We start from the raw sequence: 26,184 nt of genomic DNA on the forward strand, positions 1-26,184 counted from the left end.
CCCGCACGTTTCCCACCGGGGGTGGTGCCCCTTCAGGGGCGCGGGGAACTGCGCGCCCAGCCACGACGCTCCTGCACGGAACCGTGCGCCTGGCCGCGCGGCGAGCGCTTTAGGGAGAGGGGCGGGTCCGGGGCCTCTCTGCCCGAGCCGGGCGGGGCTGAGGCGTCCGGTGCCGGGGCTGGGGTCGCGGCCCTTGCAGAGGAGCTTGCCCGGCACGGGCGCTTAACCAGGGGCGGCACCCGGGTGAGCCGGGAGCGGGAGGGGCCGCCCCCTTGCCCGCCCGTTCCGCCCCCTTGGGGCGGCCCCGTCGCCCAAGGGGGCTGGGGGGAGGGAATGGCGGCCCGTCGCCCAAGGCGGCGGGGGAAGCGGGAAGGGCGGCCCCGTCGCCCAAGGGGGCTGGGAGGAGGGAATGGCGGCCCGTCGTCCAAGGGGGCTCGGGGCGAAGCCCAAGGGAGCGGGGGGGGGAAGAGGAGCGTGGTCCGAAGGGGGCGGTCGAGTGGCCCCCTCATCGGTAGAGGGCGGCGACCTCCGCCCCGTACGCCTCCTCGATCGCCCTCCGCTTCAACTTCAACGACGGCGTCAGCAACCCCCGCTCCTCCGTGAACTGGTGCGCCAGTATCCGGAAGGTCCGGATCGACTCCGCCTGCGAGACCAGCGTGTTGGCCGCCACCACCGCTCTGCGCACCTCCGTCTCCAGCTCCGGGTCCCGCACCAGGTCCTTGGGCTCCATCGGCGGCCGCCCGTGCATCGCCAGCCAGTGCTCGACCGCCTCCAGGTCCAGCGTCACCAGCGCCGCGATGTACGGCCGGTCGTTGCCGACGACGATGCACTGCGCGACCAGCGGATGCGCCCGCACCCGCTCCTCAAGACCCGTCGGCGACACGCTCTTGCCGCCCGAGGTCACCAGGATCTCCTTCTTCCGCCCGGTGATCGTCAGGTAGCCGTCCGCGTCCAGCGAGCCGATGTCCCCGGTGGACAGCCACCCGTCGTGCAGGACGGCCCGGCTGGCGGCGGCGTCGTTCAGGTAGCCCGCGAAGACGTGGCCGCCGTGCAGCCACACCTCCCCGTCGTCCGCGATGTGCACGGTGGTACCGGGCAGCGGCAGCCCCACCGTTCCGAACCGCGTCCGCTCCGGCGGGTTCGCCGTCGCGGCCGCCGTGGACTCCGTCAGCCCGTACCCCTCGTAGATGGTGACGCCCGCCCCCGCGAAGAACAGGCCGAGCCGCCGTTCCATCGCCGATCCGCCCGACATCGCGTGCCGCACCCGCCCGCCCAGCGCCTCGCGCACCTTCCCGTACACGAGCTTGTCGTAGAGCTGGTGCTGCATCCGCAACGAGGCCGAAGGGCCGGGCCCGGTCCCGAACGCCCGCTGCTCCAGCGCCTCCGCGTACCGCACCGCCAGTTCGACCGCCCTGTCGAAGGCGGCGGCCTTGCCCGCGGCCTCCGCCCTGCGCCGGGCCGCATGGTGGACCTTCTCGAAGATGTAGGGGACCGCCAGGACGAACGTGGGCCGGAAGGCCGCCAGATCCGGCAGCAACTCGCCCGCCGCCATGACCGGCTGGTGCCCGATCTTCACCCTTCCCCGGATCGCCGCCACCTCCACCATCCGCCCGAAGACGTGCGCCAGCGGGAGGAACAGGAGCGTCGACGCCTCGTCGCCGGGCGCGGAGCGGAACACCGGCTCCCAGCGCGCGATCACGGTGTCCGCCTCGGTCATGAAGTTCGCGTGCGTCAGGACGCAGCCCTTGGGACGCCCGGTGGTGCCCGAGGTGTAGATGACCGTCGCCACCGACTCCGGGGTGACCGCCCGCCGGTGCCGGTGCACCACGTCGTCGTCCACCTGCGCCCCGGAGGCCACCACCTCCGCCACCCCGCCCGCGTCGAGCTGCCACAGCCGGGACAGCCGGGGCAGCCGGTCGATCACCGAGGCCACGGTCATCGCGTGGTCCTCGTGCTCCACCACGCACGCCACCACCTCGGAGTCGTGCAGCGTCCAGAAGACCTGCTCGGTGGAGGCCGTCGGATACACCGGCACCGGCTGCGCCCCGACCGCCCACAGGGCGAAGTCGAAGAGCGTCCACTCGTAGCGCGTACGGGAGACGATGGCGACCCGGTCGCCGAACCGCACGCCCTGGGCCAGCAGCCCCTTCGCCAGCGCCATCACCTCGTCGCGGAACTGCGCCGCGGTGACGTCCCGCCAGTGACCGTCCGCGTCCTTGCGGCCGAGCGCGACCCGGTGCGGGTCCTCGTCCGCGTTGCGGAACACCGCGTCCGCCAGTCCGCCGGCCCGAGGGGGCGCGGCCAGGGGTGGGACAGTGAACTCGCGCAATGTCCTGGCTCCTTGAGGCGCTCCGCACAGCGCCGGTGACGGTACCCCAATGCCGCCCCCCGCGGGAGGGGGCGAGAGCCGCTGCCGGAAACTGCGATCGGGACATCGGTACAGGTCACAGGCCCCCCGGGCGACCCCATCGGAGGGCTCGGACCGTGACCTTACTTCCGGGTAAGTCGGGCTCGGGAAATCTCCACGGAATCTGTACGCGGAGGCCACCGCGCGCCTACGGGCGTACGCCCGGGGCGCGCGCACCTGCACGGCCGCACGCCCCGGAGACCGCCCCGCAGGACTTCCGCCCCCGCAGGACTTCCGCCCCCGCAGGACTTCCGCCCCCGCAGGAGCTCCGGCCCACAGGACCTCTGGCCCACAGGGACTCCGCCCCCAGAGCCCCCCGAGACCCCCCACCCAGCAGCCCACCCCCGGAATCCCCGCCCTACCCCCCACCCCGGTGCAGCCGGTCCGCCCCCGCCAGCACCGCCTCGGCCAGCGCCTGCGCCGCCTCCTGCACCGCGGCGCCCCGCCGCCTCCCGCGCAGCAGCACGAACTCCACCCCGCCCAGCTCCGGCAGCCCGCTCCGCGACGCCACCGGCTCCAGTCCCGGCGGCACCAGCCCCCGCGTGTGCGCCATCACCCCCAGCCCCGCCCGCGCCGCCGCCACCAGCCCGCTCAGGCTTCCGCTCGTGCACGCGATCCGCCACGCCCGCCCCTGCGTCTCCAGCACCTCCAGGGCCCGCGCCCGCGTGATCGCCGGCGGCGGAAACAGAATCAGCGGAACAGGGCGGTCCGCCTCCACCCGCAGCCCCGGCGCCCCCACCCACGCCAGCGAGTCCCGCCACACCAGCTCGCCGTGCGTGTCGTCCGCCCGCCGCTTCGCCAGTACGAGGTCGTGCCGCCCGCTCTCCAGTTGCCGGTGCAGGATCCCCGACAGCTCCACCGTCAGCTCCAGATCCACCTCCGGGTGGTCCCGCCGGAAGGCCTCCAGGATCTCCGGCAGCCGCGTCAGCACGAAGTCCTCGGACGCCCCGAACCGCAGCCGTCCGCGCAGCCGCCTGCCCGTGAAGAACGCCGCCGCCCGCTCGTGCGCCGCCAGGATCGTCCGGGCGAACCCGAGCATCGCCTCGCCGTCCTCGGTGAGCGCCACCCGGTGCGTGTCCCGTACGAACAGCCGCCGCCCGGCCTGTTCCTCCAGCCGCTTCACATGCTGGCTGACCGTCGACTGCCGCAGCCCCAGGCGCCGCGCGGCCTGCGTGAACGACAGGGTCTGGGCCACGGCGAGGAAGGTGCGCAACTGCGTCGGCTCGTACACATGCCGAACGTACCGCCCCCGCCACCTCGCCGTCATCATGATCCGTGATGACAGTGAGCGTCGTATGCAGGTTTCCCGATCGGACGGCCGGGAGAGACGATGGCCCGCATGAGCCGCCTCAAGCTGCCGTCCTGGTTCCCGGTCGACGGATACGTCCTCGCGCTCCTCGGCGCGGTCTGCCTCGGCACCCTGCTGCCCGCCACCGGCCCGGCGTCCGAGGTGCTCGGACACGTCTCGACGGCGGCGATCGCGATCCTGTTCTTCCTGTACGGGGCGCGGCTGTCGACCGCCGAGATGCTCCAGGGCCTCGCGCACTGGCGGCTGCACGTCACCGTGCTCGCCGCCACCTTCGTCCTCTTCCCGCTCCTCGGCCTCGCGGGCCGGTTCCTGGTCCCGCACGTGCTCACACCCGAGCTCTACCAGGGCTTCCTCTTCCTGTGCCTGGTCCCCTCGACCATCCAGTCGTCGATCACCTTCACCTCGATCGCCCGCGGAAACGTCCCCGCGGCGATCTGCGCGGGCTCCTTCTCCAGCATCGTCGGCATCCTCGTCACGCCCCTGCTGGCGGCGCTCCTGCTGAGCGGCGGCGCGGCGGGCTTCTCCGCGGACTCGCTGCTGCGGATCGGGCTCCAACTGCTGGCCCCGTTCCTGGCCGGGCAGTTGCTGCGGCGCTGGGTGGGCGGTTTCGTCGTACGGCACAAGAAGGTGCTCGGCTACTTCGACCGCTCGTCCATCCTGCTCGTCGTGTACGCCGCCTTCAGCCTCGGCATGGCGCAGGGCATCTGGAACCGGATCTCGCCGCTGCGCCTGGCCGCGCTGCTCGGGGTCGAGGCCGTGCTGCTCGCGGTGATGCTGGCGCTCACCTGGTACGGGTCGAAGAAGCTGGGCTTCGGCCGGGCGGACCGGGTGGCGATCCAGTTCGCCGGGTCGAAGAAGAGCCTGGCGGCCGGGCTGCCGATGGCGAGCGTCCTGTTCGGGGCGCACGCGAGCCTGGCGGTGCTGCCGTTGATGCTGTTCCACCAGATGCAGTTGATGGTGTGCGCGGTGATCGCCCGGCGCAGGAGCGAGGACCCGGTGCCCGCGTCGACGCGGGTGCCCCCTGTCGCCGCACCGGCCCCGGCTGGCAAGATCGACAAGTGACCTCAGCGATACGCACCTTCGGCAACCGCCCCTGCGCCCTCACCGTGTGCCGGGGCTGCTGCTGCGGCGACGCCCGCAAGAACCCCGGCACCGACCACGCCGGCCAGCTCCGCAGGATGCGCGAGGCCGCGGCCGCCTCCGCCGGCCGCCTGGCCGTCCGTACGAGCGACTGCCTGGGCCCGTGCGGACAGGCCAACGTCGTGGTGGTCCAGCCGTCCACCGAGGGGCGGCGCAGGGGAGGCCGGGCGGCCTGGGTCGGCTGGGCGCTGGACGACGACAGCACGGACGAGATCCTGGCCTGGGTGGCGGCGGGCGGCCCCGGCATCGCCGAGCCCCCGGCGACGCTGGAGCTCCAGTTCATCCCGGCACCGGTGGAAACCCGTACCGCGAAGAGGCGCTGAACGCCTGCACGGACGCACGGCCGCGGACGTCACGACTGCCGACGTCACGACTGTCGACATCACGACTGCGGACGTCACGTCCGCGGAAGCACGACCCGCTCCTCGCCCGCGTACACGTTCATGTCCGACCCCCGCAGGAAGCCCACCAGCGTCAGCCCCGTCTCCGCCGCCAGGTCCACGGCCAGCGACGACGGCGCGGAGACGGCGGCCAGGAACGGTATCCCTGCCATCACCGCCTTCTGCGCCAGCTCGAACGACGCCCGCCCCGACACCAGCAGGATCGACCGCGACAACGGCAGCCGGCCCTCCGTCAGCGCGCGTCCCACCAGCTTGTCGACCGCGTTGTGCCGCCCCACGTCCTCGCGCACGTCGATCAGCTCCCCGGTGTCGGAGAACAGCGCGGCCGCGTGCAGCCCGCCCGTCTTGTCGAACACCTGCTGCGCCTCCCGCAGCCGCACCGGCAGCGAAGCCAGCAGCTCCGGCGTCACCCGTACCGGCGGCTCGTCCAGGACCGGGAAGCGCGCCTGCGTGCGCACCGCGTCCAGACTCGCCTTCCCGCACAGCCCGCAGGAGGAGGTCGTGTAGACGTTGCGCTCCAGCGTGATGTCCGGGACCGGCGTCCCGGGAACGAGCCGCACATCGACCACGTTGTACGTGTTGGACCCGTCCTCGCGGGCGCCCGCGCAGTAGACGATGTTCGCGACCTCCGCCCCGTCGCCGAGCACGCCCTCGCTGACCAGGAAGCCCGCGGCCAGCGCGAAGTCGTCGCCGGGGGTGCGCATGGTGATCGCCAGGGGCTTGCCGTCGAGCCGGATCTCCAGCGGCTCCTCCGCCACGAGCGTGTCCGGCCGCGCGGTGACGGCCCCGCCCCTGATGCGTACGACGCGACGGCGTGCGGTGACCCGGCCCATGGTGATCAGTCCTGCCCCGAGAGTGACGAGAAGCGGCCCACCGGACGCCGATGCGACCCGGTGTGCTGATGGCGTCGCCCATTGTCCGTGCGGTCGGCGGGAAGCTCCAAAGTCTGGGTGGCGAATGCTGTTGAATCACACGCCCTCGTACCGGTGGGTCACAAAGAAGACTGGGTCGCTCCGACTGTCCGCAATGAGGGGTGGAGGCGCACATGACCGGTTCACGGATCGTCGCGCTCGGGCATTACCAGCCGGCCAAAGTACTGACCAACGCCGACCTGGCCGAGCTGGTCGACACCAGCGACGAGTGGATCCGCAGCCGGGTCGGGATCAGGACCCGGCACGTCGCGGGCCCCGACGAACCGGTCGACGAGCTGGCCGCGCACGCCGCCGCCAAGGCGCTCGCCTCCGCGGGCCTGGACCCGGCGGACATCGACCTGGTCCTGGTGGCCACCTCCACCGCCATCGACCGCTCGCCCAACATGGCCGCCCGGGTCGCCGCACGCCTGGGCATGGGCTCGCCCGCCGTGATGGATCTCAACGTCGTCTGCTCGGGCTTCACGCACGCCCTGGCCACCGCCGACCACGCGGTACGGGCCGGGTCGGCGACCCGTGCTCTGGTCATCGGCGCCGACAAGATGACCGAGATCGCGGACTGGACCGACCGCTCGACCTGCGTCCTGGTCGGCGACGGCGCGGGCGCGGCGGTCGTCGAGGCGACACCGGAGGCCGACGACACCGCCTCGGGCGCGATCGGCCCGGTGCTGTGGGGGTCCGTGCCGGAAATGGGTCACGCGGTACGGATCGAGGGGACGCCCCCGCGCTTCGAACAGGTCGGCCAGTCCGTGTACCGGTGGGCCACCACCCAGCTCCCGCCGATCGCCCGCAAGGTCTGCGAGCGGTCCGGGATCGCCCCCGAGGAACTCGCCGGGGTCGTCCTCCACCAGGCCAACCTCCGCCTGATCGAGCCGCTCGCCCAGCGGATCGGCGCCGTCAACGCGGTCGTCGCCCGTGACGTCGTCGACTCGGGCAACACCTCGGCCGCGAGCATCCCGATGGCGTTCTCCAAGCTCGTCGAGCGTGGCGAGCTGCGCTCGGGCGACCCGGTGCTGCTGTTCGGCTTCGGCGGCAACCTGTCGTACGCGGGCCAGGTCGTGCGCTGCCCCTAGCGGTTCCGCCTTTGGTCCGGGACCTTCGCGGGCAGGTGGTCGTACGAGACCTGGTCGTACGGCTTCTCCCTGGTCGGCGCGTGCTTGACCGACCGGTCGTCGGCCGGGCGGGGGAGGGGCCGGCACAGCGGCAGGGCGAACAGCCAGGCGAGCACGACGAGCCCGCCGGTCACGAGGAGGAACTGCCCGTCGTCGTCCGGGTCGCTCCGGGTGGTCAGGGCGATACCGACGCCGATCTGTGCGAGGGCCCCCACCATCGAGAGCGCGGCGAGAATTCGACGGGTCCGCATCCGCCGCCCGACGGCCAGGCGATGTTTCTCGGCCGCGCCGCGGACACCGCGCTTGCGCTCCTGCCACCACCAGGTGACCCAGACGCCGACGCCGAGGAACCCGAGGTAGAGGGCCGCGTTCAGCAGGAAGTCCAGCCAGCCGACGTCGGTGAATCTCGTCAACTTGCTTGCCGCCAACGTGATGTGATGCCGCGTCATGTCCATGGTCGCCGGATGCCCGACGGCATGGGCGTCATTCGCGGACCGTCCGACGGCACTTTGTCCTGGCGGTGGGAAAAGTAGCGCGAAATCCTGCATGACTTCTTCCCAGCCCCTGCACCCGCTGCTACGTTCCCCTCCACAGCCCGCCCGGACGACTCCGCCCGGACGACCCGAGAGGGACCAGAACAGGCCGCCGCGTGCGGCCCGTGCGGCAGGAGGGGCACGTGAGGCGCATGACGGCTCGACCCGCGAACGCGCACCAGGCGCGCCTGCTCCGGCTGCTGCGCGACGGAGGCCCCGGCTCCCGGGCCCAGTTGGGCGATCAGGTCGAGCTCTCCCGCTCCAAGCTCGCGGTCGAGATCGACCGGCTCCTTGACACGGGCCTCGTGGTCGCCGACGGTCTCGCCGCCTCACGCGGGGGACGGCGCTCGCACAACGTCCGGCTCGCCCCGCAACTCCGCTTCCTCGGCGTCGACATCGGCGCGACCTCGATCGACGTGGCCGTCACCAACGCCGAGCTGGAGGTCCTCGGGCACCTCAACCAGCCGATGGACGTGCGGGAGGGGCCCGTCGCGGTCTTCGAGCAGGCCCTCGGCCTGGCCGCCAAGCTCCGGTCGTCGGGTCTCGCACCCGGGGGCTTCGACGGCGCGGGAGTCGGCGTCCCCGGGCCGGTGCGCTTCCCGGAGGGCGTCCCGGTGGCCCCGCCGATCATGCCCGGCTGGGACGGCTTCCCGGTGCGCGAGGCGCTCAGCCAGGACCTGGGCTGTCCGGTGCTGGTCGACAACGACGTGAACCTGATGGCGATGGGGGAGCGGCACGCGGGCGTCGCCCGGTCCGTGGACGACTTCCTCTGCGTCAAGATCGGCACCGGCATCGGCTGCGGCATCGTCGTCGGCGGCCAGGTCCACCGGGGGGCCACCGGCAGCGCGGGCGACATCGGCCACATCCAGGTCGAGCCCGACGGCCGTGCGTGCGCCTGCGGCAACAAGGGCTGCCTGGAGGCCCACTTCGGCGGCGCGGCCCTGGCCCGCGACGCCGAGGCGGCCGCCCGGTCGGGCCGCTCCCCCGAACTCGCCTCCCGTCTCGACACGCACGGCCGGCTGACCGCGGCCGACGTGGCCGCGGCGGCCGCCGCCGGCGACCCGGCCTCCCTGGCCCTCGTCCGCGAGGGCGGCAACCGGGTCGGCCAGGTCATCGCCGGTCTGGTCAGCTTCTTCAACCCGGGTCTCGTGGTGATCGGCGGCGGCGTCACGGGCCTGGGCCACCACCTCCTGGCCAGCATCCGCACCCAGGTCTACCGCCAGTCCCTGCCCCTGGCCACGGGCAACCTCCCCATCGTCCTCGGCGAACTGGGCCCCACGGCGGGCGTCACGGGCGCCACCCTCCTCATCACCGACCACCTCTTCTCCCCGGCCTTCTAGCTCCCAAGAGACCGCCCGCGCCCCCTTGACCCGCTCAGCCCCCTTGGCCGACGCGCCCTCCCAGCCGCCTTGGCCGACGCAACCTTCCAGCCCCCTTGGCCGACGCAGCTCCCGCTCCACCCCCGCTCCCTCGGGCGGCGGGGCTGCCTCCCGGGGAGGGCGGAACGGGCGGGCAAGGGGGCGGCCCCGCCCGCTCCCGGCCCACTCCGGAACGCCTTCGCCCAGCCCCTGCACCCCGTACGCCTCAGCAAGCCCCGCCCAGCCCCTGCACCCCGCGGGCCCCGGCACCCCCGCCCAGCCCCGTACCCCACCACCCCGAGGGGACCTCATGCCACCCGACCCCGCACCCCCGCCCACCCCCACCCCCGCCCCCCTCCTCACCATGTCCCACATCACCAAGACCTTCCCCGGCGTCCGCGCCCTCGACCGCGTCGACCTCGAAGTCCTCCCCGCCGAAGTCCACTGCCTCCTCGGCCAGAACGGCGCCGGAAAGTCCACCCTCATCAAGATCCTCGCCGGTGCCCACCGTCCCGACAGCGGCGCGATCACCTGGTCCGGCGCCCCCGTCGCCCTCACGTCCCCGGCCGCCGCCATGCGCCTGGGCATCGCCACGATCCACCAGGAGCTCGACCTCGTCGAAGGTCTCTCGGTCGCCGAGAACGTCCACCTCGGCCACGAGCCCACCACCGCGGGGTTCGTCGTGCGCCGCCGTGCCGCCCGGACGGCCGCCGCCGCCCTCCTCACCCGCCTCGGCCACCCCGAGATCGACCCGGACCGCCTGGTCGGCACCCTCTCCGCCGCCCAGCAGCAGATCGTCTCCATGGCCCGCGCCCTCTCCCACGAGGTGCGTCTCATCGTGATGGACGAGCCGTCCGCCGCCCTGGACCCCGACGAGGTGGACAACCTCTTCCGGATCGTCGCCTCGCTCACCGCAGACGGTGTCGCCGTCGTCTACATCTCGCACCGCCTGGAGGAGATCCGCCGCATCGGCGACCGCGTCACCGTGCTCAAGGACGGCCGCGCCGTCGCCGTCGGCCTGCCCGCACGCGACACTCCCACCCGTGACATCGTCACCCTGATGACGGGCCGCGACGTGGCCTACGCCTTCCCGGACCGTCCCGCACCCGGCGACCGCTCCACGCCCCCGGCCCTGCACGTCCAAGGGCTGTGCCGCACGGGCGAGTTCGAGCCCGTCGACCTCACCGTCCACCCCGGGGAGATCGTCGGCCTCGCGGGCCTCGTCGGCTCCGGCCGCTCCGAGATCCTGGAGACGATCTACGGCGCCCGCAAGCCGGCCGCCGGCCAAGTGGCGGTGCACGGGAAGCGGCTGCGTACCGGAAGCGTGCGAGCGGCGGTCCGTGCCGGGATCGGGCTCGCCCCCGAGGAGCGCAAGGCGCAGGCCCTCCTGATGCCGGAGTCCGTCACCCGCAACGTCTCCGTGGCGACCCTCTCCCGTTTCTCCCGCGCGGGCTGGCTCGACCGGAGCGCCGAACGGTCCGCCGCCCGACGGGCCACCCGCGAACTGTCGTTGAGCCCGGACGACCCGGACGCCCGCGTCCGCACCCTTTCCGGCGGCAACCAGCAGAAGGCCGTCCTCGCCCGCTGGCTGCTGCGCGGCTGCGAGGTCCTGCTCCTCGACGAACCCACCCGGGGCGTCGACGTCGGCGCCCGGGCCGAGCTGTACGCGGTGATCCGCCGCCTCGCCGACGAGGGCCTCGCCGTCCTCCTCGTCTCCAGCGAGATCCCGGAAGTCCTCGGCCTCGCCGACCGGGTGCTCGTCCTGCGCGAAGGCCGCCTCGTCCACACCGCACCCGCCCGGGAACTCGACGAACACCGGGTCCTCGACCTCGTGATGGAAGGGAGCCCCGCCCCATGACCCGGCCCGGCCCGACGACGTCCGACACGGCGACCGCCCCGCCGGCGCCCGCCAAACCCCTTGCATCCAGCGGGCGCTCACGGCTCGACGTCCGCAACCTCTCCCTCCTCGGCGTCCTCGCCGCCCTGATCGCCGTCGGCGGCATCACCAAGCCGGACCAGTTCCTCGACACCGGAAACCTCCAACTCGTCCTCACCCAGGCCTCGGTGATCGGCGTCGTCACCGTCGGCATGACCTTCGTCATCACCAGCGGCGGCATCGACCTCTCCGTCGGCGCGATCGTCGCCCTCGCGTCCGTCTGGGCCACCACCGTGGCCACCCAGGAGTACGGCTTCGCAGGCGTCCTCTTCACCGCCGTGCTCGTCGGCACCGCCTGCGGCCTCGTCAACGGGGTGCTCATCGCGTACGGCAGGCTGGTGCCGTTCATCGCCACCCTCGCCATGCTGGCCGCCGCCCGCGGCCTGGCCCTCCAGATCACCGAGGGCCGCACCCAACTGGTCACCGTGGACGCCGTGCTCGACCTCGGCCTGCCCGACGCGTACGTCCTCGGCATCCCGCCGCTGGTCCTCGTCTTCGTGGTCGTCACCGTCGTCGGGTGGCTGCTCCTCAACCGCACCACCTTCGGCCGCCGCACCGTCGCCGTCGGCGGCAACGCCGAGGCGGCCCGGCTCGCGGGCATCGACGTACGCCGCCAGCGCCTCCACCTCTATCTGCTCTCCGGTCTGTGCTGCGGCATCGCGGCCTTCCTGCTGATCGTCCTGTCCGGCTCCGGCCAGAACACCAACGGGAATCTGTACGAACTCGACGCCATCGCCGCCGCGATCATCGGCGGCACCCTGCTCACCGGAGGGCGCGGCACCGTCGTCGGCTCCGTGCTCGGCGTGCTCGTCTTCACCACGATCACCAACATCTTCGCCCTGAACAACCTCCAGAGCGACGTCCAGCAGATCGCCAAGGGGGCGATCATCGTCGTCGCCGTACTCGTCCAGCGCCGCACCGCACACGACGACTGACGACCGCCGCTCCCGCCGGCCCCGTTGACCACTCAGCCCGAAGGGTCGTCCCAGCCATGCCGAAGAACTCCGCCCCGGCCCACTCCGACTCCGCCCGCCCCGACCCCGCCGCCCGGCCGGGCAGCACCCGCCGCGGCCTCCTCTTCGGCGGCGCGGCCGTCTCCGCGACCGCCCTCCTCGCCGCCTGCACCAGCAACGAACCCACCACGAAGGACACCCCCGCCGCCGACAGCCGGCCCACCGCCGACACCCGGCCCGGCAAGAAGGTCACCATCGGCTTCGCCGGGCCCCAGGCCGACCACGGCTGGCTGAACGCCATCAACGAGAACGCCCGCAACCGCGCCGAGAAGTACACCGACGTCACCCTCGACATGACCGAAGGGTCCAACGACACCGCCGTCCAGATCGGCCAGATCCAGACCCTGATCAACAAGAAGGTCGACGTCCTGGTCATCCTCCCCGCCGACGGCAGGGCCCTCACCCAGACCGGCCTCGCCGCCATGAAGGCCGGCATCCCGGTCATCAACCTGGACCGCGCCTTCGCCTCCCCGCAGGCCTCCCGCTGCTACGTCGGGGGCGACAACTACGGCATGGGCCTCAGCGCGGGCCGCTACATCGGCGAGAAGCTCAAGAACAAGCCCGGCGCCAAGGTCGTCGAACTCGCCGGCGTCGACAGCCTGGAGCTCACCCGGCTCCGCACCCAGGGCTTCGACGACGCCCTCAGGAACTACCCCGGCATCACCAAGGTCGCCCGTCAGGCAGCCGAGTTCACGGTGGAGTCCGGACAGGCCAAGATGGCCCAACTCCTCCAGGCGCAGCCGCAGTTCGACGCGCTCTGGAACCACGACGACGACCAGGGCGTCGGCGCGCTCCGGGCCGTCGCCCAGGCCGGGCGCAAGGACTTCCTGATGGTCGGCGGCGCGGGAGCCAGGTCCGCCATGGACGCCATCAAGGCCGACGACTCGGTCCTGAAGGCCACCGTCCTCTACCCGCCGACCATGTCCGCCTCCGCCATCGACCTGGCCCGCGCACTCGGCCAGGGCAAGGGCATCGGCGGCATCGCCGAACTGGAGATCCCCGCCTCCCTCACCCTGTACTCCGCCGTCGTGACCCGTGACAACGTCGACGACTACCTCCCGACCGGCTTCAAGTAGGCCCCGCGCAGCCCAGGGCGACCCGCGCGCGGTGGGCCCGCGCGCGGGCGGTCCGCCCGCCACCCGTGACGGAACAGGAGAGACCGGATGGAACGATCCGCACCCACCCCCCTCCGCGCCCCGGCCCCCGGCATCGGCATGGTCGGCTACGCGTTCATGGGCACCGCCCACTCCCAGGGCTGGCGCACCGCGGGGCGCGTCTTCGACCTGCCCGCCCGTCCGGTCCTGGCCGCCGTGTGCGGCCGGGACCGCGATGCCGTACGCGCCATGGCCGACCGGCACGGCTGGGCGGCCACCGAGACCGACTGGCGGGACCTGATCGCCCGGGACGACGTGCAGGTCGTCGACATCTGCACCCCGGGCGACAGCCACGCCGAGATCGCGGTCGCCGCCCTGGCGGCGGGCAAGCACGTCCTGTGCGAGAAACCCCTCGCCAACACGGTCGAAGAGGCCCGCGCCATGGTCGAAGCCGCCCGACAGGCGGCAGGGCGCGGCCAGGTCGCCATGGTCGGCTTCAACTACCGCCGCGTCCCGGCCCTCACGTACGCCCGCACTCTCGTCGCGGAGGGCCGCCTCGGCGTACTGCGTCACATCCGGGCCGCCTACCGCCAGGACTGGCTCGTCGACCCCGCCGCCCCCATGACCTGGCGGCTGCGCCGCGACCGGGCGGGCTCCGGCGCCCTCGGCGACCTGGGCGCCCACCTCGTGGACCTCGCCCAGTATCTGGCGGGGGAGGAGCTGACCGGCGTCTCCGCCCTCACCGAGACGTTCGTACGCCGCCGCCCCGACCCGGACACCGGCGCGCGCAGCGCCGAGGTGACCGTCGACGACGCGGCCCTCTTCACCGGCCGGCTGGCCTCCGGGGCCCTCGCCTCCTTCGAGGCGACCCGCATGGCGGCCGGCCGGAAGAACTCCCTGCGCATCGAACTCAACGGCGAGAAGGGCTCGTTGGCCTTCGACCTGGAACGCCTCAACGAACTCGCCTTCCACGACCACACCGAACCGGCCCACACCGCGGGCTTCCGCCGCATCCTGGTCACCGAACCCGGCCACCCCTACCTCAAGGCATGGTGGCCCCCCGGCCATGCGCTCGGCTACGAGCACACCTTCGTCCACCAGGCCCGCGACCTGCTCGAAGCCATCGCCACCGGCGTCCCCGTCTCCCCGTCCTTCGCGGAGGGGCTCCAGGTCCAGCGGGTGCTCGCCGCGGTGGCGGAGAGCGCGGAGAAGAACGCCGCCTACACGCCGGTGTCGCCCTGAGGGCCGGCCGTCCCGCCCCGTGAGCCACCCGCCCCGCCTCGCCCCGAGGACCATCCGTACCGCCCGAGGAGGCAACCGCCGATGCCCCGCCCCTTCACCCTCTTCACCGGCCAGTGGGCCGACCTCCCCCTGGAACAGGTCTGCGCCCACGCCCGCGACTTCGGCTACGACGGCCTCGAACTCGCCTGCTGGGGCGACCACTTCGAGGTGGACAAGGCCCTCGCCGACCCCGGCTACCTCGACTCCCGCCGCACCCTCCTCGCCGAGTACGGCCTCCAGTGCTGGGCGATCTCCAACCACCTGGTCGGCCAGGCCGTCTGCGACGCCATCATCGACGAACGCCACCGGGCCATCCTGCCGCCCCGCGTCTGGGGCGACGGCGAACCCGAAGGCGTGCGCCGCAGGGCCGCCCGCGAGATGGCCGACACCGCACGCGCGGCCGCCGCCTTCGGAGTCCGTACGGTCGTCGGCTTCACCGGGTCCGCCATCTGGCATCTGGTCGCGATGTTCCCGCCCGTGCCGGAGGCGATGATCGAACGCGGCTACACGGACTTCGCCGACCGCTGGAACCCGGTCCTGGACGTCTTCGACGCGGAGGGCGTGCGCTTCGCCCACGAGGTCCACCCCGGCGAGATCGCCTACGACTACTGGTCCACCCACCGCACCCTGGACGCCATCGGCCACCGCCCTGCCTTCGGCCTGAACTTCGACCCCTCGCACTTCGTCTGGCAGGACCTCGACCCGGTCGGCTTCCTGCTCGACTTCCGCGACCGGATCTACCACGTCGACTGCAAGGAGGCCCGTACCCGCCTCGACGGCCGCAACGGCCGCCTCGGCTCCCACCTCCCGTGGGGCGACCCCCGCCGCGGCTGGGACTTCGTCTCCGCCGGCCACGGAAACGTCCCCTGGGAGGACGTCTTCCGCACCCTGCGCTCCCCCTCCTACGCGGGCCCGATCTCCGTGGAGTGGGAGGACGCGGGCATGGACCGCCTGGCCGGGGCCCCGGAAGCGCTCGCCCACCTCAAACGCTTCGACTTCCCCCCGCCGACCGCCTCCTTCGACGCGGCTTTCGGCGGCGGGAAGCCGTAACGGCCGCTGCCCCTCACCGCCCGCCGCCTCCCGACAGGCGCCGCCCCGCGACGGGCACTACCCGATCCCCTGCCGGTCCGCCGTCAGCGCGAACTCCCGGTCCGCCGCGTCCGGCACCGTACGCTCCACGACCTCCACCAGGAGCGCACGGTGCCGCTCCAGCACCTCGCGCCGCCCCGGGGGCGCCAGCGACAAGAGATCGTCGATCCCGGCCATCATCCGCCGGGACACCTGCGGATTGCCCGCCACGACCCCCCGGATCTCGGTCAGCCCCAGATCCACCAGGTCCGTCCACGACGGCACGTCCTGCACCAACCGCACCCGCCCCTGTCCGTCCCGGTGCCGCAGCGCCCCGAGCGGCAGGTTCACGGCCACCGCCAGGAACTGCACGATCCGGTCGAGCGCCTGCACGGCGGTCGTCGGGTCGTTCACCGCGGGCGACAGCGCCCGCAGCGCGATGTCCGCGAGCTGCCGCAGCCCGAACCCGAGGTCCTGGTGGAACGTCCGCTCCACCCCCACGGACACGGTCCGCCGCACCGCCTTCCGCGTCACCTCCGCCCCGCCGTGCACCGCGATCACGGGCGTCCCGGGCAGCACGAAGTCCCCGATCCGCGGAATCAGCCGCAGTACTGCCCCCCGCCGCCGCGCCACCCGCACCAGCCGGGCGATGTAGACGTCCCGCAGCGCCCCGGCCCGCCCCTCATAGGTGAGCCGCGCGGTCTCGGGCCCCAGCACGACCTCCTCCTCCCGGTCCCGCTCCTGCGCCTTGAGCAGCGCGAGCGACTCCCGGCTGATCCGGTCCATCACATGGCTGACCCGCATGAGCCGCAGGGTGGAGTTCACGTACGCGATGAACAGCACCAGGCTCAGCGCCACCATCGCCATCGTCAGCACGCTCTGCACCAGCGGCACGGCGGTGACCTTCCGCGGGTCCGACTCGCCGTCGTAGGCCGCCAGCACCAGCAGCGACAGCACGAACGTCGCCAGGAAGACCGCGAGGGTCAGCTTCGTGATCCGGCTCCGCACGAAGATCCGCACCACCCGCGGACTCAACTGCCCGCTGGCCATCTGCACGGCCACCAGCGAGATGCTGAAGACCACACCGATGAAGGTCATCATCGCCGAGCTGACGGTCGTGATGATCGTCTTGGCGTCGTCGGCCAACCCGATGAGCTCGCCGAGGGCCTCGTACTCCCGGTGCTCCTGGAACGCCGCCACGATCGCCGCGTCCAGCTCGGCGGCCGCCCACCACAGGAGCAGCACCCCCACGAGCCCGGCGGCCGGGGCGAACCAGAAGGTGTCCCGCAGGTGCTCCCGCAACGGCGACAGCGCCGGCGGCCTGCGGCGACGGGGTGGGCGCCGGACGCCCGGCTCCTGAGTGCTCACCCGGCGAGGCTAGGGCCGCACCCCGCCCCCTAGGTGCTGACCTCTCCGTATGCGTCCGCGGTCGTACGCACAACGGTCCTGAGGTCTGACCCGGTCGGCCGAACCCGCCGGGAGGATGGAATCACCACAGACCACCGCACACCCCTCCTCTCCCTGGAGCCGTCTTGAAGACCGCCGCCGTCGTCACCACCGCCGCCACCGTCGCGGGAGCCGCCTTCCTCGGCCTCGTCGTGGCCCCCGCCGCCGTCGACTGGTACGACGGCCGCCACGAGGAGTCCGCCTCCTACGCCACGGGCGCCGCCGCCAAGGAGGCCCGCCCCTCGGTCCCGCGCTGGCTGCCCGACACGGCCACGGACATCTCGTACGCGATGAGGACCACCGGCGGCGAGCGCCTCCTCAGGGCCACCCTCCCCACCCCGCCCCTCCCGCCCTCCTGCAAGCCGCTCCCGGCCGACGGGAAGCCGAAGAGTCCTGAGCTCGGCGCCTCGTGGTTCCCGGAGGACACCACCGCCCGGCAGGCCACTCACCGCTGTGACCTGTACTACGCGTACACGGACGGCGACACCCTGTACGCCTGGCAGCACAACGACGACTGGATCGCCGCCAACAAGTCCGCCGCAGGTCACTGACCACGCCAAACGCAGGTGAAACCCACCCCGAACCCCTGGTATTGTTTTCCACGTCGGAACGGGCCGGCTCAAAACGGCCCCGCTCGACAGATACCTTGTCCGGGTGGCGGAATGGCAGACGCGCTAGCTTGAGGTGCTAGTGCCCTTTATCGGGCGTGGGGGTTCAAGTCCCCCCTCGGACACCAACCGGCGGACCCTGGGGTCTGCCGCACCGTGCGGGTCGAGATTCTTCTCGGCCCGCACTTCTCGTTGTCCCGGACCGGGAAACGATGCGAACGGGGCTCGCGCGACGGCTCCACGTAAGGTGAGCCTTACTTGATGAAGCCGTTGGTCGTCGTTGAAGTGCCCGTTGGAGGACCCCATGCCGCTGACCGCCCCGCCGTCCGTCGGGACCGCGCGCAGGCCGCCCCGGATCGCCCGGCCGGAGCCCGTGGAGCGGGCGGAGAGCGCATGGGTGGCGCAGGCCGTCGGGGGCGGCGATTTCTGGGGGGCCGTGCGGGCGGCGGGGGGCGCCCCCGTGGTCGAGGCCGATCCGGCCGGGGACCCCGCGTACCGGGTCGTCACCTTCGTGTGGCGGGGGACGGAGGAGACCCGGGCTGTCCTGTGCATGCCGAACAAGATCGTCGATCCGCGGGACATGGGGCGCAACCTCATGGAGCACGTGCCCGGGACCGACGTCTGGCACTGGTCGGTGCGGATGCGGGACGACTGGCGGGCCACGTACGGGTTCTGCGTGGACGAGGGGGGCGGGCCGGAGGGGGCGGCGTACTGGGCGTGGCTGCGGGGCCGGCCGCAGCGGGGGGACGCCTTCAACGCGCGCACACTCCCACGGCGTTGGGGCGGCGAGCCCGTCGCGTACGTGGAGCTGCCACGGGCCCCGCGGGGCGGCGACTGGGAGCGGCGGGAGGGGGTCGCGCGCGGTGTCGTCCGTGAGCACCTCGTGCGCAGTGGGATCCTCGGGAACGAGCGGCGGGTGCACGTGTACGAGCCGCCGGGCGGCGGGACCGATCTGCCGGTGCTGGTGCTCATGGACGGCGAGATGTGGCAGCCGGGACTCGATGTCGCGGCGCTGCTCGACAACCTGATCGCGGACGGACGGATTCCGCCGCTGCTCGCCCTGCTGCCGGAGTCGATCGACTCCGACGCGCGGTGGGAGGAGCTCGCGTGCAACGAGGGGTTCGTGGGGTTCCTGGAGCGGGAGCTGATGGTCTGGGCGGGGGAGCGGTGGCCGGTGACCCGTGATCCCGCGCGGACGGTCGTCGCCGGGCAGAGCCTCGGGGGGCTCACCGCCGCCTATGCCGCCGTATGCGCGCCCGGGCGGTTCGGGCTGGTGCTGGCGCAGTCGGGGTCGTTCTGGTGGCCGGACGGGCCCGATGCGGAGAGCTCGGAGTGGCTGACCGGGCGGATCGAGGCGGCCGAGCGGCTGCCCGTGCGGTTCTGGCTGTCCGTGGGCGAGCAGGAGTGGGTGGCGCTGCCCGCCGCGCGCAGGCTCCGGGACGTGCTGGTGAAGAAGGGGTACGAGGACGCCTCGTACCGGGAGTACAACGGCGGGCACGACTACCTGTGCTGGCGCACCGAACTCGCCGACGGGCTGGTGGAGTTGCTGAAGTAGCGCGAGCGTGCGGGGCCGTCACCGGGGGTGGCGGCCCCGCACGCGTTCGTGCAGGTCAGGCGGGTGGTTCCTGGAGGTGCGCCGTGCACTGGCCGTACGGGGCGGGGCCGAACACCGGCGTCCAGCCGTCCGGCGCCGCCCGGAACACCGGCCACAGGCAGTGGTCGCCGTCCGCGTTGCGCAGCACCAGGTGGGTCGGCGCGTCGGCCGCGTCCTGCTCGGGTGCGTCGAAGGGGGAGTGCGTCATGCGTGGTCCAGCTCCTTCAGGCGGGCGGCGAGCACCGCGCAGACCTCGTCCAGCGGGCCCGGCTGCGTCAGCTCCGGGTGCAGACAGTCGATGTCGTCGTTGCGGAGCCGACCGGTGAGGTACGGGGCCCACGCGTCCGGCGTCAGCCAGGTCTCCTCGCGCGGCGCGGCGGCCGTGAAGAAGAGCGCGTCGCCCGCGAAGGGGCGGTGCCGGTGGGCCCGCATAAGGCGTGCGTTGTTGACCACGATGTCGACCACGGCGGACAGGGTGGCGTCCGGCAGCCCGGCCAGCGCGCTGCCCTCCCGGTGCAGGGTCGCCAGGACGTCCTCGCGGGTCAGCTCGTCCGTGCGGTCGTAACCGGCCATGCGCAGCAGCGCGGTCAGCGCGTCCGCCTCCGCCGGGATCGCCGCGTCCTGCCACTGGTCGGACGGATAGGCGTCCAGCAGGGCGAGCAGCTCCACGCTCTCGCCCGCCTCCTGGAGGCGTACCGCGACGGTGTGCGCCAGCACACCGCCCACCGACCAGCCGATCAGCCGGTACGGGCCGTGCGGGCGCACCGTGCGGATCTGCTCGATGTAGTCGGCGGCCATCTCCTCCATGGTGGCCGGGAGCTGCTCGCCGTCGCCGTGCAGGCCGCGCGCCTGGAGCCCGTACACCGGCTGCTGGGCGTCGAGCCGCGACAGCAGGCCCGAGTAGCACCAGCTGATGCCGCCCGCCGGGTGGAAGGCGAAGAGAGGGGGGCGGTCGCCGGAGGCGCGCAGCGGGAGCAGCGTGTCCAGGGCGTGGTCCGACTCGGTGCTGCCCGCGTCCAGTTGGGCGGCGAGCGAGGCGGGGGTCCGGGCCTGGAAGAGGGTGCCGATGGTGAGTTCCGCACCCAGGGCGTCCCGGACGCGGGCGACCAGGCGGGCGGCGAGCAGCGAGGTGCCGCCGAGGTCGAAGAACGCGTCGTCCACGCCGACCCGGGGCATGCCCAGCACCTCCGCGAAGAGGCGCGTCAGGGTCTCCTCGCGGTGGTTGGCGGGAACGCGGCCGCCGTCGGCCGTGCCGCTGAACTCCGGTGCGGGCAGCGCCTTGCGGTCCAGCTTGCCGTTGGGGCTGAGCGGGAAGTCGTCCAGGACGAGGATCGCGCCCGGCACCATGTGCTCCGGGAGGCCGCGGGCCAGGCGGGCGCGCAGGGCCTCGGGGTCGGGGCGTGCGGCTCCGGCGGCCGGGGTGACGTAACCGACCAGGCGCTGGTCGCCGGGGCGGTCCTCGCGGACCAGGACGCCGGACGCGCCGACCGTCTCGTCCTTGGCCAGCTCGGCCTCGATCTCCCCCAGTTCGATGCGCTGGCCGCGCAGCTTCACCTGGTGGTCGGTGCGGCCCAGGTACTCGATCTCGCCGGAGGCCGTCCAGCGGGCGAGGTCGCCCGTGCGGTACATCCGGGCGCCCGGCGCGCCGTACGGGTCGGCGACGAAGCGGGACGCGGTGAGGGCGGGCCGGCCCAGGTAGCCGTCCGCCAACTGGACGCCCGCGAGGAAGAGTTCGCCGCTGACGCCGGGCGGGCACGGCTGAAGGGCCGCGTCCAGGACGTACAGGCGGGTGTTCCAGACCGGGCGGCCGATCGGGACCGTACCGGTTCCCCGGGTGTCACAGGGGTGGTAGGTGACGTCGACCGCGGCCTCGGTCGGGCCGTAGAGGTTGTGCAGCGGCACACCGTCGCCGAGGACGCGCCCGAACTCGCGGACCGTCTCGCGGGGCAGCGCCTCGCCGCTGCAGAACACGTGACGCAGGCCGGTGCAGGCCGCGGCGGCGGGCTCCGTCAGGAAGACCTGGAGCATCGAGGGCACGAAGTGGCAGACGGTGACCGCCTGTTCGCGGATCGTCCGGGCCAGGTAGGCCGGGTCCTTGTGGCCGCCCGGCTCGGCGACGACCAGCGTCGCGCCGACCCGCAGCGCCCAGAAGAACTCCCACACGGACACGTCGAAACCGGACGGCGTCTTCTGCAGCACCCGGTCGCCGGGGCCGATTCCGTACGCGTGCTGCATCCACCGCAGCCGGTTGTCGATCGCCGCGTGGCTGACGACGACACCCTTGGGGCGGCCCGTCGAGCCCGAGGTGTAGATCACGTACGCGGGGTCCCGCGGGGTGAGGCCGGGGGCGGGGTCGTCCGTGCCGTACGAGGCGGTGTCGAGGCCGTCGAGCACGACGACCGGGGTGCCGGAGGAGGCCGGGACGCGGTCCGCGCGGTCGGCGATCACACAGGCGGGCTCCGCATCCGCCAGCATGTACGCCAGCCGGTCCGCCGGATAGTCCGGGTCGAGCGGCAGGTAGGCCCCGCCCGCCTTCAGCACGGCCAGGAGCGAGACCACCAGGTCCAGGGAGCGGGGCACGGCGACCGCGGCCAGCGCCCCGGGGCGTACCCCCGTCTCCGTCAGATGGGCGGCGAGTCGGTTCGCCCGGGTGTTCAACTGGGCGTACGTCAGCAGCTCGTCGCCGAAGACGAGGGCGGGCGCGTCCGGAGTCCGGGCGGCCTGCTCCTCGATCGGGCCGATCAGGGTGGAGGCGGGCACCGGGTGCTCGGTGGCGTTGAACTCGTCCAGCACCAGGGCCAGTTCGCCCTCCCGGGCGATGGTGTGCGCGGCGAGCGGGGTGTGCGGTCCGGTCGCGGCGACGCGCTCCAGCAGCTCCAGGAAGCGGGACTGGTGCAGGGCCAGCTCGTCGGGGGCGTACAGGGCCGGGTTGCCGTCGTAGTCGATGCGCAGCCCGGAGCCGTCGGTGCGGTCGTAGACGTTGACCGTGAGGTCCTCGACCGGGCCGGCGGAGAGGTTGTGCGCCTCGGTGCGGGCGCCCGCGAAGGTCAGCCCGTAGTCGAAGGGCATGACGTTGACCAGTGGGCCGACCAGGGCGCGGCCCTCGCCGAGCAGGCCCAGGTCGCGGCGGATGTCCTCGTACCGGTAGCGCTGGTGCCTGCGGGCGGCGCGGATGCCGAGGACGACCTGCCGGGTCAGCTCCGCGAAGGTCGCGGACGGGGTGACGGCGAGGCGCAGCGGCAGCACGTTCATCACCATGCCGGGCACCCGCAGCGCGACCGAGCCCATGCGGCCCATCATCGGCAGGCCGAGCACGACCTCCTCGGTGTGGGTGGCCCGCGAGACGTACAACGCCTGTGCGGCGATGAGGACTTCGGGCCAGGTCGCCTTGATGGAGGAGGCCAGCTCGCGCAGTTGGTCGGTGGCGAGCGGCGAGAGGTGCGCGGTACGGCGGTGGAAGGTGCGCGAGGGCAGCGCCGTGCGCCCGGCGAGGGTGGGGGCCTCCGGGCGGTCCGCGAAGGCGCCGTCCCAGTGGCGGCGGTCCTTGTCGTACGTCTCGGAGGCGCGGTAGCCCGCGTCCTCGTCCACCAGGTCCGCGAGCCGGCCGAACGGGCTGTCGGGCGGGGTCCGGCCGGACGCGAGGGCGGTGTAGACCTCGGCGGTGCGGCGGGCGAGGAGGGAGTAGCCGAAGCCGTCCATCACGATGTGGTGGACCCGCTGGTACCAGAGCCACCGGTCGTCGCCGACGCGGAAGAGGGCGTGCGCGAAGAGCGGGCCCGCCGCCAGGTCGAAGGGCTCGCCGAGATCGGCGTGCATCCAGGCGTACGCGGCGGAGTCGGGGTTCGCGCAGGCGCGCAGGTCGGCCACGTGCAGCGGGAGTCCGAGGTCCGGGATCTCCGACTGGCGCGGCCCGTCGGCGCCTTCCACGATCCGCACCCGCAAGGAGTCGGCCTCGGAAGCCACCTGACGCAGCGTCCGGGCGAAGACGTCCGGGTCGACGGGACCGTGGATCTCCAGGCACTCGGCGGTGTTCTGCGCCGGGCTCCCGGGGTCCAGGGCCTGGGCGAACCACATGCCGGACTGGGCGGCGGTCAGCTCCAGGCCGGTCGTCGCGGGGGCCGGGGCGGCGGGCGCCCTCGTCATGAGACCGCCCCCAGGAGCGGGGCCCAGGCCTCGATCGCCGGCTGCTCCGCCAGGTCCACGAAGGACGCGGTGACGCCGTGCTCGCGCCGCCAGCGCTCGACCAGCGTCATGATCCGCATCGAGTCCAGGCCGTAGTCGACCAGGTTCTCGTCGACGGGTATGTCCTCGGGGTCCTCGCCCAGGACGTCGGCCACGTCGGCGCGTATCAGGTCGACGGTCAGGGGGGTGGGTGCGGTGTCCGGCATCGGCTCAGTATCCCTTCAGTTCGGTCAGTACGGCGTCGGTGGAGGTGACCACGGCGCACCGGCCGGCCGCGTAGCGCAACGCCATGTCGTGGTCCTCGCGGGAGAAGTCCGCGACCGCGTCCGCGACCACGAACGCCTGGACGTCGCGCATCCACGCGTCGGCCGCCGTCATCAGGACGCCGATGTGCGCGTACACGCCGACGACCACGAGCTGGTCGCGGCCCGCGACGCGCATGCGCTCCGCCAGGTCGGTGCGGACGTACGCGCTGTACTTCCACTTGGTGATGACCGTGTCGCGGGGCTCGGGGGCGACCTCGGCCGCGACGGCCTTCGCGTGCGCGTCGTCCGGCAGGCCCGGACCCCAGAAGTCCTGCTGGAGGCCCCGCTCGGCGGGGGACTGGCCGCCGGGCTGCGCGGAGTACATGACCGGGATGCCCGCGGCACGCGCCGCCTTCGTCAGCCCGGCCACGTTGGCCAGGAGTTCGTTGACCGGCGAGGTGTCGGGGGTGTACGCGGTCAGGAAGTGGTTCTGGAGGTCGTGGACGAGCAGCACGGCCCGCTGCGGGTCGACGCTCCACGCGACGCGGTTGTCGGGCAGTTCGTCGGCGGTGGGCATCGCGTAGGGGGCGACGGCGGGCAGAGCCATGGGGGGCCTTTCGGTAGTGCGGGTGCTCGGGACCCGGAGCGGTGGTGCGCGGTGTGCGCGTGGTCCCGAGCCGTACGGCGGAGGGTCAGTTCTGCGGCGTGGTGGCGATCGAGCGCTGGTCCTTCTTGCTGATCTTGCCGATGCCGGTCTGCGGGAACGCGGTGACGAACTCGACGAGGTCGGGGACCTTGTACGCGGCCAGGCCCTTCTCCCGTACGAACTTCTTGATCGCCATCGACTTCAGCGGCTCGGCGCCGGCGCGCAGGATCACGTACGCGAGCGTGCGCTCGCCCAGGTACTCGTCGGGGACGGCGACCAGTGACACGTCGTGCACGGCGGGGTGGCCGAGGATGATGTTCTCGATCTCCTCGGGGGCGATCTTCTCGCCGCCCCGGTTGATCTGGTCCTTCGCCCGGCCCTCGACGACGAGGTGGCCGGTCGGGGTGCGGCGGACGATGTCACCCGTGCGGTAGAAGCCGTCGGCGGTGAAGGAGCGGGCGTTGTGCTCCGGGGCCCGCCAGTAGCCGCGGATGGTGTACGGGCCGCGGGTGAGCAGGTGGCCGTTCTCGCCCTCGGGGACGTCCTCGTCGTTGTCGTCGACGATGCGGATCTCGTCGTCGGCGGAGATCGGGCGGCCCTGGGTGGTGACGATCGTCTCCGGATCGTCGTCCAGGCGCGTGTAGTTGACGAGTCCCTCGGCCATGCCGAAGACCTGCTGGAGCGTGCAGCCGAGCGCGGGCGTCACGCGGCGGGCGGCCGACTCGCTGAACTTCGCGCCGCCGACCAGGAGGACGTCCAGGCTGGAGAGGTCGTGGGGGGTGGTGGGGCCCGCCTCGGTCCAGACGAGGGCGAGCGGCGGGACGATGCCGGTGATCGTCACCTTCTCGCGCTCGATGATCGGGAACGCGGTCTCCGGGTCGGGCTGCGGGCACAGCACGACGCGGCCGCCCGCGTACAGGACGCCCAGCGAACCGGGGGAGGAGAGCGGGAAGTTGTGGGCCGCGGGGAGGACGACGAGGTAGACGGAGTCCGCCGTCACGCCGCAGAGCTCGTTGGAGCCCCGCAGCGAGTAGATGTAGTCGTCGTGGGTGCGGGGGATCAGCTTGGGGACGCCGGTGCTGCCGCCGGAGAGCTGGAGGAAGGCCAGGTCGGAGGGGGCGGGCTCGGGGGCCGTCAACTCCGCTGCCGGGAGGGGCACTTCGGTGAGCGCGGTGTGCTCGCCCGGGTCGCCGACGACGAAGACCTCGCGGAGGGTGGGGAGCGCGTCCCGGACCTTGGTGGCGAGGGCGCGGTGGTCGTAGCCGGCGTGGCGGTCGGGGATGACGTACGCGACGGCTTCCGTGAACTCGCAGAAGTAGTGGATCTCCGTCTCGCGGTGGGCCGGGAGGGCGAAGACGGGGAGCGCGCCGAGCCGGAAGAGGGCGAAGACGACCTCGAAGAACTCGGCTACGTTGGGGAGTTGGACCACGACGCGGTCACCCCGGGTGATGCCGCGGGCGGCGAGGCCGGCGGCGAGTTCCGTGGCGCGGGTGTGCAGCTCGGCGTAGGTCCAGTGGCGGTCGCCGTCGGTGACGGCGGTGCGGGCGGGGTGGGCCCCGGCGCGCTCGGCGAGCCAGCCGGCGAAGGTCTCGCCCCGCCAGTGGCCGGCGGCGCGGTAGCGGGCGGCGGTCTCTTCGGGCCAGGTGGGGGCGTCGCGCTCGGGCCGTGCGGGGGTGAGGGCGTCGGGTGCGGTGTCGGGCACGAGGGGTCCTTGGCAGATGGGGACGTCGGGGGTACGGGGCTCGGGGCCCCGGCCCCGCCGAGGTGGGGCGGTGCCGGGGCGGGCCGGGGGTGGGACGCCTGCCCGGCGCAGGGGGTTCCGCTGTGCCCACCCGTTCCGCCCCGCGGAACGCCCGCCCGCAACGGCGAGCGGGGCGCCTGC

The 26,184-nt window shown here is 73.2% G+C and carries 21 protein-coding genes and 1 tRNA gene; 12 read left to right on the forward strand and 10 right to left on the reverse strand.

The window, feature by feature from the left end; all coding sequences use genetic code 11:
- Nucleotides 1-505: 505 nt before the first annotated feature.
- Complete coding sequence (locus ACIP93_RS15935; RefSeq protein ID WP_401759141.1) at nt 506-2,329, reverse strand: AMP-dependent synthetase/ligase; 1,824 nt, start codon at nt 2,327-2,329, stop codon at nt 506-508.
- 436 nt (nt 2,330-2,765) lie between these two features.
- A complete protein-coding gene (locus tag ACIP93_RS15940) occupies nt 2,766-3,638 on the reverse strand; it encodes a LysR substrate-binding domain-containing protein (protein ID WP_380837733.1) in 873 nt (290 codons plus the stop codon).
- Nucleotides 3,639-3,737: 99 nt separating this feature from the next.
- Here ACIP93_RS15940 and ACIP93_RS15945 point away from each other — a divergent pair, with 99 nt between their 5' ends.
- Nucleotides 3,738-4,778, forward strand: a complete 1,041-nt coding sequence (locus ACIP93_RS15945; RefSeq protein ID WP_345218469.1) for a bile acid:sodium symporter family protein — start codon at nt 3,738-3,740, stop codon at nt 4,776-4,778.
- Nucleotides 4,775-5,179 (forward strand): (2Fe-2S) ferredoxin domain-containing protein, encoded by a 405-nt coding sequence (locus ACIP93_RS15950; RefSeq protein WP_401759145.1) that lies wholly within the window; start codon nt 4,775-4,777, stop codon nt 5,177-5,179. Before ACIP93_RS15945 ends, ACIP93_RS15950 begins: the two co-directional genes overlap by 4 nt.
- A 74-nt stretch (nt 5,180-5,253) precedes the next feature.
- Here ACIP93_RS15950 and fdhD read toward each other — a convergent pair whose 3' ends face one another.
- The gene (gene fdhD, locus ACIP93_RS15955) at nt 5,254-6,090 is read right to left on the reverse strand and encodes a formate dehydrogenase accessory sulfurtransferase FdhD (protein ID WP_345218472.1); all 837 of its coding nucleotides are present in this window, start codon (nt 6,088-6,090) and stop codon (nt 5,254-5,256) included.
- Between the two features lie 212 nt (nt 6,091-6,302).
- Between fdhD and ACIP93_RS15960 the strand changes: the two genes are divergently transcribed.
- Nucleotides 6,303-7,259 (forward strand): beta-ketoacyl-ACP synthase III, encoded by a 957-nt coding sequence (locus ACIP93_RS15960; protein WP_401759147.1) that lies wholly within the window; start codon nt 6,303-6,305, stop codon nt 7,257-7,259.
- Here the strand turns inward: ACIP93_RS15960 and ACIP93_RS15965 are convergent.
- Nucleotides 7,256-7,711 carry a hypothetical protein gene (locus tag ACIP93_RS15965; RefSeq protein ID WP_401759150.1) on the reverse strand — a complete coding sequence of 152 codons (456 nt, stop codon included), beginning with the start codon at nt 7,709-7,711 and terminating at the stop codon, nt 7,256-7,258. The two genes, ACIP93_RS15960 and ACIP93_RS15965, sit on opposite strands and share 4 nt — an antisense overlap.
- 272 nt (nt 7,712-7,983) lie before the next feature.
- Here ACIP93_RS15965 and ACIP93_RS15970 point away from each other — a divergent pair, with 272 nt between their 5' ends.
- The 6 genes from ACIP93_RS15970 (at nt 7,984) to ACIP93_RS15995 (ending at nt 15,563) form a co-directional block, all read left to right on the forward strand.
- Entirely contained in the window at nt 7,984-9,171 is a 1,188-nt protein-coding gene (locus ACIP93_RS15970) for an ROK family protein (protein ID WP_401759153.1), read from the forward strand.
- A gap of 328 nt (nt 9,172-9,499) precedes the next feature.
- A complete protein-coding gene (locus tag ACIP93_RS15975; protein WP_401759155.1) occupies nt 9,500-11,047 on the forward strand; it encodes a sugar ABC transporter ATP-binding protein in 1,548 nt (515 codons plus the stop codon).
- A complete protein-coding gene (locus ACIP93_RS15980) occupies nt 11,044-12,060 on the forward strand; it encodes an ABC transporter permease (RefSeq protein ID WP_401759158.1) in 1,017 nt (338 codons plus the stop codon). The genes ACIP93_RS15975 and ACIP93_RS15980 overlap by 4 nt, the downstream gene beginning before the upstream one ends.
- 56 nt (nt 12,061-12,116) lie before the next feature.
- Nucleotides 12,117-13,214: a substrate-binding domain-containing protein gene (locus ACIP93_RS15985; protein WP_401759161.1), complete on the forward strand. Its 1,098-nt coding sequence runs from the start codon at nt 12,117-12,119 to the stop codon at nt 13,212-13,214.
- 87 nt (nt 13,215-13,301) lie between these two features.
- Nucleotides 13,302-14,474: a Gfo/Idh/MocA family protein gene (locus ACIP93_RS15990; protein WP_401759164.1), complete on the forward strand. Its 1,173-nt coding sequence runs from the start codon at nt 13,302-13,304 to the stop codon at nt 14,472-14,474.
- Nucleotides 14,475-14,555: 81 nt separating this feature from the next.
- Nucleotides 14,556-15,563, forward strand: a complete 1,008-nt coding sequence (locus tag ACIP93_RS15995; RefSeq protein ID WP_401759167.1) for a sugar phosphate isomerase/epimerase family protein — start codon at nt 14,556-14,558, stop codon at nt 15,561-15,563.
- Between the two features lie 57 nt (nt 15,564-15,620).
- On the opposite strand, the gene ACIP93_RS16000 is transcribed toward ACIP93_RS15995, so the two are convergent.
- Nucleotides 15,621-16,949, reverse strand: coding sequence for a DUF2254 domain-containing protein (locus ACIP93_RS16000; protein ID WP_401759170.1), 1,329 nt, complete (start codon nt 16,947-16,949; stop codon nt 15,621-15,623).
- 164 nt (nt 16,950-17,113) lie between these two features.
- Between ACIP93_RS16000 and ACIP93_RS16005 the strand changes: the two genes are divergently transcribed.
- The 3 genes from ACIP93_RS16005 (at nt 17,114) to fes (ending at nt 19,190) form a co-directional block, all read left to right on the forward strand.
- Complete coding sequence (locus tag ACIP93_RS16005) at nt 17,114-17,578, forward strand: hypothetical protein (protein WP_401759173.1); 465 nt, start codon at nt 17,114-17,116, stop codon at nt 17,576-17,578.
- Between the two features lie 97 nt (nt 17,579-17,675).
- Nucleotides 17,676-17,763, forward strand: a tRNA-Leu gene (locus ACIP93_RS16010).
- 176 nt (nt 17,764-17,939) lie between these two features.
- Entirely contained in the window at nt 17,940-19,190 is a 1,251-nt protein-coding gene (gene fes / locus ACIP93_RS16015) for an enterochelin esterase (protein WP_401759175.1), read from the forward strand.
- A gap of 55 nt (nt 19,191-19,245) precedes the next feature.
- Here the strand turns inward: fes and ACIP93_RS16020 are convergent, their stop codons facing one another.
- From ACIP93_RS16020 to ACIP93_RS16040, 5 genes are all read right to left on the reverse strand, one after another.
- Nucleotides 19,246-19,437 (reverse strand): MbtH family NRPS accessory protein, encoded by a 192-nt coding sequence (locus ACIP93_RS16020; RefSeq protein ID WP_345218494.1) that lies wholly within the window; start codon nt 19,435-19,437, stop codon nt 19,246-19,248.
- The gene (locus tag ACIP93_RS16025) at nt 19,434-23,372 is read right to left on the reverse strand and encodes an amino acid adenylation domain-containing protein (protein ID WP_401759179.1); all 3,939 of its coding nucleotides are present in this window, start codon (nt 23,370-23,372) and stop codon (nt 19,434-19,436) included. Before ACIP93_RS16025 ends, ACIP93_RS16020 begins: the two co-directional genes overlap by 4 nt.
- Nucleotides 23,369-23,617, reverse strand: coding sequence for a phosphopantetheine-binding protein (locus ACIP93_RS16030; protein ID WP_401759181.1), 249 nt, complete (start codon nt 23,615-23,617; stop codon nt 23,369-23,371). Before ACIP93_RS16030 ends, ACIP93_RS16025 begins: the two co-directional genes overlap by 4 nt.
- Before the next feature lie 4 nt (nt 23,618-23,621).
- Nucleotides 23,622-24,263, reverse strand: coding sequence for an isochorismatase family protein (locus ACIP93_RS16035; protein WP_345218500.1), 642 nt, complete (start codon nt 24,261-24,263; stop codon nt 23,622-23,624).
- 85 nt (nt 24,264-24,348) lie between these two features.
- Nucleotides 24,349-26,004, reverse strand: a complete 1,656-nt coding sequence (locus ACIP93_RS16040; protein ID WP_401759184.1) for a (2,3-dihydroxybenzoyl)adenylate synthase — start codon at nt 26,002-26,004, stop codon at nt 24,349-24,351.
- Nucleotides 26,005-26,184: the final 180 nt, after the last annotated feature.

The organism is Streptomyces sp. NPDC088745 (assembly GCF_044751045.1).
Taxonomy (GTDB): domain Bacteria; phylum Actinomycetota; class Actinomycetes; order Streptomycetales; family Streptomycetaceae; genus Streptomyces; species Streptomyces cremeus.